A 12,760-nucleotide genomic window follows, 5' to 3' on the forward strand; every position below is an offset into this window, starting at 1 on the left:
CAGTTCTGCGATCAGCGAACGGAGGCGCACCAGCTTCCGAGGATCCGAAGCGACTCGTCGCTGACTGATCCCGGTGCCGGGACGTAGACCAACACCATCGTGCCCGGTTCGGCGGCGCTGCCCAGCGCCACTTCATCGACCACCAGCGCGCCCACCTCGCGGTGGGGGAAAACCCGCGTTGCCCGATTGCTCGCGGTCCGGTCCTGCTGCATCCACATCGTCCGGAAAGGCTCGCTGAGCCGGAGCAACTCACAGACCAGACTGCTGGTTTCGGTGTTGGACGGTGCTCGCTGGTACGCCCGGCGCAGCGTCCCGAGTGCATCACGGGCTTGATCACGCCAGGCGTCCGCGCACCACCGTGCTGCCGGATCGAGGAACGTCATCCGCACCACGTTGTCGTGAATGGTGAACTCGGAGAACAATTCACGTGCCAGGTTGTTGATGCTGAGGACATCACCGATGTCGTTGACCACGATTGCGGGCGTATTCGGCAGATGGTTCACCAGTGCGGCGAGCGGGTGAGCGCAGGCCCGTTGACCAGACGCGGAGGGCCCTGCGCGGGTCAGCTTTGCAGGGTCCATCGGCCCAACTCCGTTGATGAGTGCCCCGGTGTGCAGCGCATCAAGACCCCGCGGCGGTGGCACTGCACAGCCGAGCGCTGCAAAGCTGGGCGGCGGCCATGCCGGGAGATCGTTGCCATGTCATCCACGATGCCTTTTGGGGGACGTCTCAACCTGGGTGTCTCGCACCCACCCAGGCCCGAGCCTGGATGAGAGTCGGCGCTCGAATGCGCGGGGCAGCCCCATGCAAAACGTCGGGCCGGCCGCAAAATCCGACGGGCACGGCTTCGCCGATCGTCGATGCTGCGGCAGCGGTGAGCGGTCGTCAAAGAGTCACCGCACAGAGTGCAGACTTGGGCGACGTCGGAGTCGGGCACCATGCGCGTGACGGGCAGATACTGACCAGCGGTCAACGCGCGGCGATGGTCGTTCAGGGCAGCGACGGGGATCCGGTCAAAGACTTCTTCAGGTTGGAGGTTGGTCAACGAGTGCGAGCAACTGCGCTTTGTGCATCTCCGCCCAAGCACGGACCCCGATCGCGGGCCTTCCTAGCAGATAGGGAACGTCGTCCTTGACGGTGCCCATATAACCCATGCGTCCATCGGCGAATTGAGTCAAAAGCTCGAACGAGCTACGGGCGAGCCGACCGCGAGAACGGATGACGTCCACGATGGCGTTGTAGTGCTGGTCATCTGGTCGATGTAGACCCGGGTGGATACCGGAGTCCTGAGAACGTGCCGGCAGGCCATCGTCCGGGGGGCCGACCGGTAGAGCTGTCAGCGATCAAGCCATTTCATCTGCTGCTCGCTGTGGTGCTCACCGGCGGCCGGGGATACCCGCGTCAGTGCGTCGATCTGCTCCTGTGTCAACTCGACCGCGTCGGCAGCGATGTTCTCCTGAACGCGAGCAACGCGTTTGGTGCCAGGAATCGGGGCGATGTCGTCACCCTGGGCGAGCAGCCACGCCAGAGCCACCTGGGCAGCGGTCGCCCCGACCCGTTCGGCGATCGCCACCACTTCTTCGACCGCGCGGAGATTGCGCTCGAAGTTGTCGCCCGAGAAGCGCGGGTTGGTCTTGCGGAAGTCGTTGTCGTCGAAGTCGGCGGTGGACTTGATCTCGCCGGTGAGGAAGCCACGTCCCAGTGGGGAGTAGGCCACGAAGCCGATCCCGAGTTCGCGCAGCAGCGGCAGGACGGCTGTCTCGGGGTCCCGGGTCCAAAGTGAGTATTCCGACTGCAGTGCGGTGATCGGGTGCACCGCGTGGGCGCGCCGGACGTTGTCTACCCCGGCCTCTGACAGGCCGAGGTAGCGGAAATTGCCTTCTGCCACCAAGTCCGCCATCGCACCGACGGTGTCCTATATCGCGGTCGCCGGGTCGACGCGGTGCTGGTAGAACAGATCGATGCGGTCGGTGCCGAGCCGCTGCAGCGAACCCTCCACCGCGAAGCGGATGTTTTCCGGTGAGCTGTCCAGGGGGCCCTTGCCGGTGTGCGACATCATGCCGAACTTGGTGGCGAGGACCACGTCGTCTCGGCGGCCCTTGAGCGCGCGACCCACGAGTTCCTCGTTGACATAGGGCCCGTAGACCTCGGCGGTGTCGATGAGTGTGACGCCCATGTCGATGGCCCGGTGAATGGTGCGGATGGCCTCGGCGTCGTCGGCGCCCGCTCCGGTGTAGACCGCGGACATGCCCATCGCGCCGAGGCCGATCCGCCCGACGTCGAGGTCTCCAAGTGTGATGTGCTCCATCAGTATCGCTTCTTAGCGATTCGATTGTCTTGTCATGCGGGGAGCCTTGAGGGCGTCCGACATCAAAGCAGCGCCTCGGCCACCGCCGTCAGGGCGGCGAGGTGTCCGGCCCTCCATTCCGATCGCCGCGGGGTCACGGTCGGCGTCGAGGGCGGCCTGAGCGACGACGGCGCGCGCGTCGTCGAGTTTGGTTCCCGGGTCTATGAGCGGAAACCATCCGTCGGCGGTCCGACCGGCCCGCCGGTAGCCCGGTGCTGATGCTGCGCCGATCCAGACCGGGATTGGGCGTTGCACCGGCATTGGTGCGATGCCGGCTCCGGTGATGCGGTGATACGTGCCGGCGAACGTCACGCTCTGCTCGCACCACAATCGGCGCAGCACGGCGATCTGTTCCTCAGTGCGCTCACCCCGGTTGGTGAAATCCTGTCCGAGGGCTTAGAATTCGACGGCGTTCTAGCCCACGCCGACACCGAGCCGCAGCCGGCCGCCGCTGAGCAGGTCAACTTCGGCTGCCTGCTTGGCCACCAGGACGGTCTGGCGTTGCGGCAGAATGATCACGCCGGTGACGAGTTCCACCGTCTGGTGACCGCGGCGAGGTAGCCGAACATGACCAGCGGCTCGCTGAACGTGGTCGTAGGCCAAGATGTGGCTGTACCCCAGTTCCTCGACTTGCTGTCCGTAGGCGCGTATCGCGCCGGGGTCGCCGCCGAGTTCGGTTTGGGGGTAGGTCACTCCGACGCGCATCAGAGGCTCAATGCCGTTGCGAGTGCTCGCAGGTTGGGCAGCGGGTCGTCGGTCGGCGCGTCGACGGCGACCTGCACGACCACGTGGTCGGCGCCGGCGTCGAGATGTGCGGTGACCGAGGCGGCGGCCTGTTCGGCTGTTCCCATGCCGACCAGCGCGCGAGCCAGCCGTTCGGACCCGCCGATCACCAGGTCGGTCTCGTCGAAACCTTGTCGCAGTCAGGAGTTCCTGTAGTTGTCCATGCGCGTGAGCGTCTCGATGCGCACCCGAACTGGGGCGACCGGTGGCGGGACTCGACGAACTGAGACGCCGAGGATGACGCCTGCGGCGATCGACCGTCGATTGATCGCTACAGTGAGCGGGCGATGATCTCCTTCATGATCTCGTTGGTCCCGGCGTAAATCTTCTGCACGCGGTTGTCGGCCCACGCGCGGGCGATGGGGTACTCGGTCATGTATCCGTAGCCGCCGTGGAGTTGCAGGCATTCGTCGAGCGCGGCCATCGACCGTTCGGTGGTCCACCACTTCGCCATCGCGACGGTGGGGATGTCGAGTTCGCCGCGCAAGTGCCGCGACACGCAGTCGTCGACGAAGACCCGCCCGATTCGGGCTTCGGTGGCCACTTCGGCGAGTTTGAACTTGGTGTTCTGGAAGGCGAACAGCGGCTTGCCGAACGCCTGGCGGTCCTTGGTGTAGCGAATCGTCTGGTCTAATGCCTCCTCGACGCCGGCGACCGCGCCGACGGCGATGATCAATCGCTCCTGCGGCAGCTGCAGCATCAGTTGCACGAAGCCTTGGCCTTCTTCGGTGCCGAGGAGATTCGTGGTGGGTATCCGGACATCTTCGAAGAACAGTTCGGAGGTGTCCTGACCCTTCTGGCCGAGTTTGTCCAGCACGCGTCCGCGCCGGAAACCGGGCCGGTCGGCCTCCACCAGCACCAGCGAGATTCCGTTGGCGGCTTCGGCGGTGTCGGTCTTGGCGACGACGACGATCAGGTCGGCCTGCGCGCCGTTGGTGATGAAAGTCTTCGAACCGTTGACCACATACTCGTCACCTTCGCGGATGGCTTTGGTCGTCACGGCTTGTAGATCCGACCCGGTTCCGGGCTCGGTCATGGCGATCGCCGCGACCACCTCTCCGCTGGCCATCTTGGGTAGCCACTGGCGTTTCTGGTCGTCGGTGCCGTAGGCGTTGAGGTAGTGCGCGACGATCCCGCTGTGCACCGACTGGCCCCACGAGGTGTCGCCGATGCGGGCCTGTTCCTCGATGAGGACAGCCTCGTGAGCGAAGGTGCCGCCGCCGCCGCCGAATTCCTCGGGAATCGACATGCACAGCAGACCCAGCTCACCGGCCTTGATCCACAGCTCGCGGTCGACGTGGTGCTGTTCGATGAACTTCTCGGCGTTGGGCTTGATTTCCTTCTCGCAGAATGAGCGGGCAAGCTCGCGCAGCGCGTCGAGGTCGTCGTCGAGCCAAGCCGAACGGTATGCGGTCATGTCGTCGCTTCCTGAGTCATTGAGTCGCTTTCTGCACGGCGTGGTAGTCGGGGTGGTGCAGTTCGGCCATCTGTTTGAGGTACTGGGTGGCGAAGCCGGGATACATGGTGGCGTTGAAGCCGTCATCGGTCAGATACCAGCTGCGGCACCCTGAATTACAGGTGGTTTTGGCCAGCCGCTGCTGGATCCCCTCGTTGAAGCGGCGCTGGGCGTCGTCGCGGACGTCGAGGTACTTCAGATTCCACCGGTTCAGAGTCCGGATCGCCCGCACCGCATAGTCGATCTGAGCCTCCATGTACACCAGCGCCGAGTTGTGACCCGGCCCGGAGTTCGGGCCGAAGGTCAGGTACAGGTTCGGGTAACCGGCGACGCTGGTGCTCTTGTACGCATAAGCCCCCGTAGACCATTCCTCCCCGAGTGAGCGACCGTTCAGGCCGGTGACGGGGAACGGGGTGCCGGTCTTGCACACGTCGAAGCCGGTGGCGAACACGATCGCGTCGACGTGGTGTTCGATCCCGTCGGCGGTGCGAATACCGTTGGGGCACAACGTGGCGATCGGCCAGGTGATCAGCTTGCAGTTCTCCTTGGCGAGCGCCGGATAGTAATCGTTGGTGACCAGCAGGCGCTTGCAGCCGGCGGTGAAGCGCGGCGTGAGCTGGCGTCGCATCCACTGGTCCTTGACTTGGCGGCGCAGCTGCAGTCTGGATAGTCCCTGCAGGGCCGTGGTCATCGCGGTCGGCCAGACCAGCCCTAGTGCCATGAACTCGTGCGCCCAGAACACGCCCTTGCGTGCCACGCTCTGGGTGAACGGAAACTGCCGGTAGAGCCGCTTGTTCCACTCCGGGGTGTGGTACTGCAGCCGCGGCAACACCCAGCCGGGCGTGCGTTGAAACACCTTGACCTGGGCGGCGGTCTTGACCAGTTCGGGGATGATCTGCACTGCGCTGGCGCCGGTCCCGATGACGGCGACCCTCTTCCCAGTGGGGTCGTAATCGTGGTCCCAGCGGGCGCTATGTATCGTCTTGCCGGTGTAGGTGTCCAGGCCACGGATCGGTGGCAGGCTCGCGTTTGACAGTGGCCCCTGGGCCATGATGACCGAGACGCTCGTGAAGGTCTTGCCCTCGGCGGTGGCGATAGACCACACGCCGGCGGCCTCGTCGAAGGACAGAGCGGTCACTTCGGTGTTGAACTGGATGAACCGGCGCAGGTCGAATTTTTCGACCATCCACTCGATGTAACCCAGGATGTCGTGACTGCCAGAGTAGCCCTGTGGCCAGTCCGGGTTTTGGGCGAAAGAGAACGAATACAGCAGCGACGGAATGTCGCAAGCGGCCCCGGGATAGGTGTTGTCCCGCCAGGTACCGCCAACTGCGCTGTCGCGTTCTACGATCACGAAGTCTTCGATACCGTTCTGGCGCAACCGAATAGCCGCTCCAAGGCCGGCAAACCCGGCCCCGATGATCACCACTGAGTTGGTCATGACGCCACCGGTTCGGGGGTGAGTTCTTTGATCCACGACGGCACCGGTCGCAGCATCCGCCGCGGGTAGCGCGCGGACAGCGCGATGAGAGGGTTGGCGATGAACTTCCTGAACGGTTCATTGCTTTCCACGACGAGGTTCCCGTGCCCCCGCACGATGCGATACATCGGGTTGCGGCTGGTGTGCTCGCTGCGGTCTCCCACATTGGAGAACCGTTTGATCGCCGCGTACAGGCTCTCCTCTTTGAGTCCCATGGCGACAACGTTGTCGCGCATCTTCGACAACAGCGGTGTGTACACCAATGTGCCAATCAGAAACGCCGGGCTGACTACTGCGCCTACGGAATTGATGAGCAGCTTGCGGGCGGGTCCCATGCCGAGCAGTTCCAGGGCGTGGAAGTCGACGGCGAGGTGCCGGGATTCGTCGGCGTTGATCAGCTTGAACGCCTCGTGGCACACCGGGTCTTTGACCTCATCGAGCAGGAACTTCAGCAGCGCGCCGTCGAGGGCCACCTCGAGCATCGGAATGACGGTGCCCAGCATGCTCAGCGACGCTCGGTCGCCGTAGGTGTCGAGCCAGTCGATCACGAGTCGGATGTTGATGTTCGGTTCGGGGATTTCGTCGTCTTCGAGCATGCCCCACCGGCGCATCAACGCCAGTTCGGCGTTGGCGTGGCGTTGCTCTTCGGCGTGGAAGTAGCGGTAGATCTCGGCGAGGGTGTCATCGGGCGCCTTGAGTGCCAGCGCGGCGAATCCGCGGGCACCGACCTGCTCGATCCACACCAGATCCGACATGAACTCCTTGAGTTTCGGGCGTTGTTCCTCGGTGATCAGCTCGGCGCCCGGGGCGTCCCAGTCGATGTCACCGAGCGCCCACTGGCGGTCCTTGATCTTGGTCAGCATGTCGGACAGGTCCAAGGCCATGACGAACTCCTCTGTGTTGGTTGACGTTTCAGGCGGTAACGGAGGCCCGGGCAGGTCCGGAGGGCAGATGGCCGTCCAGGAATGCGCCGCTGTGGCGGATCGCGGCGCGCGCTTCTGGAACGAAGCGGAACATGGCGGGGAAGACGTGAATTTGGCCCCTGGCGACGTGCAAGCTGACCGTCACCCCGGCGGCGCGCAGGGATTGGGCGAGTCGGCGGGAATCATCGAGCAGCATCTCGGTGCTGCCGACGTGGATCATCGTCGGCGGGAAGCCGGCGACATCGGCGTCGAGCACTGACAGGAGTTGCTCACGAGGGTCGGCGTCGCCGACGTAGAGGGCGAACGCGGGCGCCACCCGCCGGGCCGGGGCGAAGGCGTCGCGTCGCCGCCCGTCCAGGGCGAGCGCCAACGCGCCCGTCAGGTCCAAGGCGGGTGAGTACAGCAGTACCGCGGCCGGGTCCGGTAGGCCGTGACGACGTGCGGACAACGTGGTCGCCACTGCCAACTGACCCCCGGCGGAATCGCCGGCCACGGCGACGGCCCGTCCCGCCGACGTCAGCCACGCGTAGGCAGCCAGGGCGTCGTCGGATGCACACGGGAAGCGGTGCCGCGGTGCCTTGCGGTACTCGACGGCGAATACCGGGCGACCCGAGGACGCTGAGATTTCGCCGATCAGACCGCGGTGCGTGCGCGGTGAACATGCGACGAACGCACCGCCGTGGATGTAGAGCACCGCCGCCCCGTCAGGATCGACGCCAGGCGCGCAGACCCATTCGCCTCGCACCCGCCGGTCACTGAACGTCGTGTCGACCGGTGTGACCGCCAGACCTCGGCGCGGGTGTGCGGCCGCAGCCAGGAAGGCCCGCAGGATTGCGTCCAGACCGGCGATGCCGGCGGCATTGTCGGGGAGCATCCCGGCGACCGGGCGCATCACCGTGCGGCTCACCGCGAACAACGCCCTGCTGGGCCGGCTCGGCGTAATCATCGCCGTGGCCGCATCGCCGCGACGATCGTCCTGGTGTGCCATGAAGAACGAAGGTACATTCTTAGTATGATTGTTTCAACAGCGCGGTACGATCGGTGAAATACGGCAGCTTGTTGGCCAAGGCCGTGGCGCGGTTCGGCTCGCCGGCGGCGGCTGAGGGGACCGCCGGACGCATCCTCGACGCCGCGTTGACGCAGTTCGAGATGTTCGGCATCACCCGCTCGACCGTCGAGGACATCACCCGCCGTTCCGGTCTGGCCCGCGTCACCCTTTACCGGCACTTTCCAGGCAAGAACGAAATCATCGAGGCCGTTCTGCTACGGGAACTCGAGAAGTTCCTTGCCGACCTGCGAGACGAGGCCGCTCGGTTCCCCGAGAAGGAGGACAAACTCGTTGAGGGCTTCGTCTTCACCCACAACACCCTGCGTGACCATGCACTGCTACAACGCTTGCTGGCCACCGAACCCGACACCGTGCTGCCCTTTTTCACCGTCGAAGGCGCCGGTGTCATCCAGACCGCGTCGGAGTTCTTGGCCTACCAGCTGTCGGTCGAGCTGCCCGGCGACGACCGCACACAGCTCGAACTGCTCGAAATAGCCGAGGTGACGGTCCGCATCATCTTGTCGTTCCTGCTGACTCCGTCGCAGAACGTCGCCCTCGGTGACGACGACGCCGCCCGCTCCTTCGCGCGCCGCTACCTAGTCCCGCCACTGCTGGGGCCGACCACCTGACTCCTCATAGACACGTGAGAACGCCGTCGTGACGCCGGAGCTGCAGCGCCGCGGCCGGTTTCGCACGCGCTATCCCGGCACCACCCTGCGAGAGAGCCTGCAAGAGTACTGATCGCACCATGTGTCGCGTACTCCTGCGATGAGCATTCGACGTGGCAATCACGTGCGGCCGTCGGAACCGTCTGCCTCGGCCGAGGTGGTCAGTCGCCTGCGGAAATGGTCCATCGCCTGGGTGAGTGTGTGCATCACCTGATGCGCGGTGCGCAGATCGTCGTCGGAGAAACCGGCCAACGCTGCGCGGTTGGCTGCGCCGAGGTGCGTGAAGAAGGCGCGGGCGAGTTCCATACCGTCGTGCTCGTAGCGCAGGATCGCCTTGCGCCGGTCGGCGGGGTCAGCGTCGCGGCGGATGTGACCCGCGGAGATCATCCGCCGCACCAGGTAGGTGATGCCTGCGTGCGTCAGTCCCAGCCGCTGCTGCAGCTGTCCTGCGGTGAGAGGCATGCCCGACGTCTCTCCGACCATGATGTGCAGAAGCGCGTGGAACTCGTTCGCGCTCAGGTGGTGCAGCTCGGCGAACATCCGACCGATTCGGTCGGATTCGGCGGTGAGAGCGCGAAGGTCGGCGGACAGGAGCGCCTCCAACACCGCCCGATCCGTCGGCTCGACGTTTTCCGCATCGACGCTCACAAGTGATGTTCCTCATTCGTGCGATCCAACCCATCACAGGTTTCGAACGATTCACTGAGTGAAATAATAGAGGGCACGAGGAGGAGGGGTCCATGAACGCCGATCGGCCCGATGTGCTTCACCGGTTGGATTCCACGATGGCCGCTCTGACGGAGCTCAACGCCATCTTCGCCGATGAGGAGTCACTGGACGCTGCGCTGTCGCGAATAGCGCGCAACGCGGTCTCGGCCGTTCCGCAGGCCGACACTGTCTCGATCACAGTCATGGGCAGCACTCCGCGCACCGCCGCGCACACCGATGAATCGGTTCTGGAACTGGATGCGGCTCAGTACGCCGAGGGGGAGGGGCCGTGCCTGGAGGCCGCGCAGACCCGGCAGCCGGTGCGGGTGATGATCGACTCGACTGAGCGGCGATGGCCGCGTTTTCTCGCTGTAGCGCAGGCCGAAGGCATCCGCGCTACCTTGTCCATCCCGCTCATCGTCGGCGCTGTGGCCGGTCACGACGGCGAGCTCGTCGGATCGGTGAACATTTACAGCCGAACCGTGTCGGCGTTCGACCTGGTCGACGAAAAGCTGCTGTGCCTCTACACCGACGCGGCGAGCCGGGCGGTCACCGATGCCCATCGCTGGCGGCGCACGTTGCAGACTGTCACTCAGCTCGAACAGGCGCTGGACTCCCGCTCCGAGATCGATCAAGCCAAGGGCGCGCTGCGCGTTGCGATGGCGTGCACCGCCGACGAGGCATTCGAACTGCTCGTCCGGCGATCACAACGCGAGAACGTCAAGCTCCGAGACATCGCTCATCAAGTGATCGAAGACCTCTCACGTAAGACGGCGCAGTCATAGCCGGCTAACGCCGTTCGGGACGGCCTCGCCGGCTCGTGGTCTGAACCGACGCGGCCTGAGCGCATGTAGAAGTCGACCTCTACATTCGCCTGGCAAGACAGTTGCCTCACACGTGGCCCTGCAAACCAATGCGGTGCGCGATATCACACCGTGAAGGAGACCGACTGCGATGCCGATGCCCTCGTCGACATCGCAGTGCACGCGTGCCTCAACGGGTGTCGTCGTCGGGCCACTCATCAGTGGGTGGCGCGTCGAGCACCGTCAGTGCGGGGTCGTTCACGTAGGTCACACGGTTGCCGCCCGCCCGGCGGGCGTTGTACATGGCGTTGCTGGCGACGGCCATCAGTTCGTCGATCACGTCGGGAGCGGGCAGCTTCGCGACCGGCGCGAGCGGCGTGCAGACCACCCCGATGCTGGCGGTGAGTCGGGCTGAAGCCGCGTTGATGGTGCCTTGTACCCGCTCGATCAACGGCGAGGTGTCGGGCTCGGTGAAGAGGTCGGCGATCACGAATTCCGAGTCGCTGGGATGGGCGAGTACCGCGTTGCTGCGCGCGGTGTCACGCAATCGGCGGGCCACCTCGATCCGGGCCCGGTCGACTCCGATCGTGCCGGCCAGGCTGCGCAGCAGCGAGTAACTGTCGAGGTTGACCACTGCGACCACGAAGAAGCGGTCGTCAGTGCGGCTGCTCGAGGTCAACAGAGTGGCGGCCTTCTCGTGGAACCCGTCATGGTTGAGCAGACCGGTGAGGGCGTCGAGGTTCGGATGAAAGATGTCGGCGTCGAGCAGCCAGATGGTCATTCGGCCGGCGAAGGTGACGAACACGACCACCAGGGCGACGAGCAGTGCCGAGGACACCACGAATGCCAGGTCGTGGCCCGCCCACCGAACGGTCAGCACGGTCAACGTGGCGGCTGCCGCGGTCCAGCACAGTGCCAGCAGGCGCGGGGTGTGGAACAGGGCGGTGTAGGCGGACACCAACCCGAAGGTGCTCGCGCCGAACAGGCCGGCGACCGGGTCGGACTGAATCAGGCATGACACCGCGACGCACACGGTCCCGACCACCACGGTCATCCGGGACTCCGTAGCCGACGGCCAGCGGCGGCGTAGCCACACCGCGCTCATAACCAGGCAGCACACAGCAATTGCGACGGCAACCGCCCGATTCGTGGCGCCGTGCGGTCCCAGGGGGCTCGCGATCAGTGCCACCGAGATGACACCGAGGCCGATGAGCATGGCCGCGACGACACGACAACACAACGCCTGAACATCCCGCGAAGCCAGAAACGCTGTCAGGAAGTAGTAATGGTCGAGACGCCGCCACAAGTTATCGGGCACCGTCGTCAACGAATCCACAAGTGTAGAAACGATTCTTGCGCCGACACCTCGCTACCCACGCGCTTCGTTCCCGTCACTTTCATTCGAGCAGGCTAACAGTTTCAGCAAACACGCGTCGGGCTTTTGGTGGCGACCCCGACCCCGACGCATCCTTCACAGGCGGTGCACATGGCGAGGCAACGCCCCCGCCTACCACGGCCGCGGGGGCGTTACATCGAAAGAACTCGGTCAGCTGATGCCGACAACTTCCTGTGCGATCGCGGCGAGGCGCGTCTGCGCCGCGGACACGACGCGCGCACGGTTCTTGTGCGCTTCCTCCCACGCCACGACGGCGCGGACGTCCGAGGGATCGGTCAGGTCCTTCACCGCGGCCACTGCATCGGCGACAGTCAGCTCGTCGTAGTCCGAGATCGGCAGCTCGGACGAGTCGAGCACGCCGGTGGCGGTGCGCGCAGAATGCAACGCGTCCGCGGCCTTGCCCGCACCTTCCTCACGGGTGACCTGCTCAGCGGCGGCAAGCGCAGCATCGCGCGATGCGCTCAGCGTCTTGGTGGCCACGTCGGTCACGCGCTGGCCGCGGTTCACGAGCTCGGTGAACGCCGGGCCGGTGCTGCGCAAGGCTTCGACGGTGCGGTCGACGCCGCGGGTGGTCCAGGTGATGGGAAGGTTCACCGCGCGCACCGCGGCGCCGGTGGCGGCCTGCAGCGGGGTGCGGCGCAATGCGGCCGGGCCGCCGAGGGCTTCCTCTGCGAGAACGGTGGCCAGCCATTCGACGGTGGCGGTGTGCGCGGTGATCAGCCGGTCGGCGAGGGCCTGCACGTCGCTGTTCTTCGCCGCGACGGCGAGGGCCTTGAGGTACCGCGACCGTTGCAGGAGCTGGTCCTCGAGCGCGAGGTCGCCCAACAGTGCTTCGTCGAACGGCGATGCCTGCTCGGTCATCGCCTTGACTGCGGCGGCGGCGCGGCCGATGAACGGGCCGATGACGTCGGGGTAGCCACCCAGTTCGCGAATGGCGGTTTCGATGGCCTCGGTGCGGGAGCGGCCATTGGCGGCGTTCTGTTCCAGCTCGGTGCGGACGGCTTCGGTGCGCGCCTGGGCGACGCGGGTTTCGGCGATCTGGATCTCGGTGTTGGTCAAGTCGAGGATCGCTCGGAGCTGGCTGAGCAGTTTCGCGGTGTCGGTGGCGGACAAGATTGAACTCCTTATAAGTCGGATGACATGGTTCT

Annotated in this window: 11 protein-coding genes and 2 pseudogenes; 2 read left to right on the plus strand and 11 right to left on the minus strand. The window is 65.4% G+C overall.

Features of this window, described 5'->3' with window-relative positions:
* Nucleotides 1-11 precede the first annotated feature (11 nt).
* The 8 genes and pseudogenes from O6P37_RS13895 to O6P37_RS13930 form a co-directional block, all read right to left on the minus strand.
* On the minus strand, nt 12-581 hold the full coding sequence (locus tag O6P37_RS13895) for an MmyB family transcriptional regulator (protein WP_269894620.1): 570 nt from the start codon (nt 579-581) through the stop codon (nt 12-14).
* Between the two features lie 755 nt (nt 582-1,336).
* A pseudogene (locus O6P37_RS13900) lies at nt 1,337-2,308 on the minus strand (aldo/keto reductase).
* 12 nt (nt 2,309-2,320) lie between these two features.
* Nucleotides 2,321-3,052, minus strand: a pseudogene (locus tag O6P37_RS13905) (TIGR03619 family F420-dependent LLM class oxidoreductase).
* On the minus strand, nt 3,052-3,240 hold the full coding sequence (locus O6P37_RS13910; RefSeq protein WP_269894621.1) for an LLM class oxidoreductase: 189 nt from the start codon (nt 3,238-3,240) through the stop codon (nt 3,052-3,054). Before O6P37_RS13910 ends, O6P37_RS13905 begins: the two are co-directional and overlap by 1 nt.
* 161 nt (nt 3,241-3,401) lie before the next feature.
* A complete protein-coding gene (locus tag O6P37_RS13915) occupies nt 3,402-4,547 on the minus strand; it encodes an acyl-CoA dehydrogenase family protein (RefSeq protein WP_269894622.1) in 1,146 nt (381 codons plus the stop codon).
* A 16-nt stretch (nt 4,548-4,563) separates the two neighbouring features.
* On the minus strand, nt 4,564-6,027 hold the full coding sequence (locus O6P37_RS13920) for a flavin-containing monooxygenase (protein WP_269894623.1): 1,464 nt from the start codon (nt 6,025-6,027) through the stop codon (nt 4,564-4,566).
* The gene (locus O6P37_RS13925; protein ID WP_269894624.1) at nt 6,024-6,950 is read right to left on the minus strand and encodes a ferritin-like domain-containing protein; all 927 of its coding nucleotides are present in this window, start codon (nt 6,948-6,950) and stop codon (nt 6,024-6,026) included. The genes O6P37_RS13920 and O6P37_RS13925 overlap by 4 nt, the downstream gene beginning before the upstream one ends.
* 28 nt (nt 6,951-6,978) lie before the next feature.
* Complete coding sequence (locus O6P37_RS13930) at nt 6,979-7,977, minus strand: alpha/beta hydrolase (RefSeq protein ID WP_269894625.1); 999 nt, start codon at nt 7,975-7,977, stop codon at nt 6,979-6,981.
* A gap of 53 nt (nt 7,978-8,030) precedes the next feature.
* On the opposite strand from O6P37_RS13930, the gene O6P37_RS13935 reads away from it, so the two are divergent.
* Nucleotides 8,031-8,666 (plus strand): TetR family transcriptional regulator, encoded by a 636-nt coding sequence (locus tag O6P37_RS13935; RefSeq protein WP_269894626.1) that lies wholly within the window; start codon nt 8,031-8,033, stop codon nt 8,664-8,666.
* A gap of 159 nt (nt 8,667-8,825) precedes the next feature.
* On the opposite strand, the gene O6P37_RS13940 is transcribed toward O6P37_RS13935, so the two are convergent.
* Nucleotides 8,826-9,311, minus strand: coding sequence for a MarR family winged helix-turn-helix transcriptional regulator (locus tag O6P37_RS13940; protein ID WP_269894627.1), 486 nt, complete (start codon nt 9,309-9,311; stop codon nt 8,826-8,828).
* Nucleotides 9,312-9,445: 134 nt separating this feature from the next.
* Here O6P37_RS13940 and O6P37_RS13945 point away from each other — a divergent pair, with 134 nt between their 5' ends.
* Nucleotides 9,446-10,198, plus strand: coding sequence for a GAF and ANTAR domain-containing protein (locus tag O6P37_RS13945; RefSeq protein WP_269894628.1), 753 nt, complete (start codon nt 9,446-9,448; stop codon nt 10,196-10,198).
* 208 nt (nt 10,199-10,406) lie between these two features.
* On the opposite strand, the gene O6P37_RS13950 is transcribed toward O6P37_RS13945, so the two are convergent.
* Together O6P37_RS13950 and O6P37_RS13955 are read right to left on the minus strand one after the other, a co-directional pair.
* Nucleotides 10,407-11,270, minus strand: a complete 864-nt coding sequence (locus O6P37_RS13950) for a GGDEF domain-containing protein (protein ID WP_269894629.1) — start codon at nt 11,268-11,270, stop codon at nt 10,407-10,409.
* Between the two features lie 492 nt (nt 11,271-11,762).
* Nucleotides 11,763-12,725: a ferritin-like domain-containing protein gene (locus O6P37_RS13955; RefSeq protein WP_269894630.1), complete on the minus strand. Its 963-nt coding sequence runs from the start codon at nt 12,723-12,725 to the stop codon at nt 11,763-11,765.
* Nucleotides 12,726-12,760: the final 35 nt, after the last annotated feature.

The sequence above is a fragment of the Mycobacterium hippophais genome (genome assembly GCF_027529605.1).
GTDB lineage: Bacteria > Actinomycetota > Actinomycetes > Mycobacteriales > Mycobacteriaceae > Mycobacterium > Mycobacterium arseniciresistens.

Excerpts from the sequence above, each read along its gene's own strand:
- O6P37_RS13895 (WP_269894620.1), bottom strand. The coding sequence starts at position 581 with ATGGACCCTGCAAAGCTGACCCGCGCAGGGCCCTCCGCGTCTGGTCAA.
- O6P37_RS13915 (WP_269894622.1), bottom strand. The coding sequence starts at position 4,547 with ATGACCGCATACCGTTCGGCTTGGCTCGACGACGACCTCGACGCGCTG.
- O6P37_RS13920 (WP_269894623.1), bottom strand. The coding sequence starts at position 6,027 with ATGACCAACTCAGTGGTGATCATCGGGGCCGGGTTTGCCGGCCTTGGA.
- O6P37_RS13925 (WP_269894624.1), bottom strand. The coding sequence starts at position 6,950 with ATGGCCTTGGACCTGTCCGACATGCTGACCAAGATCAAGGACCGCCAG.
- O6P37_RS13930 (WP_269894625.1), bottom strand. The coding sequence starts at position 7,977 with ATGGCACACCAGGACGATCGTCGCGGCGATGCGGCCACGGCGATGATT.
- O6P37_RS13945 (WP_269894628.1), top strand. The coding sequence starts at position 9,446 with ATGAACGCCGATCGGCCCGATGTGCTTCACCGGTTGGATTCCACGATG.
- O6P37_RS13950 (WP_269894629.1), bottom strand. The coding sequence starts at position 11,270 with ATGACCGTGGTGGTCGGGACCGTGTGCGTCGCGGTGTCATGCCTGATT.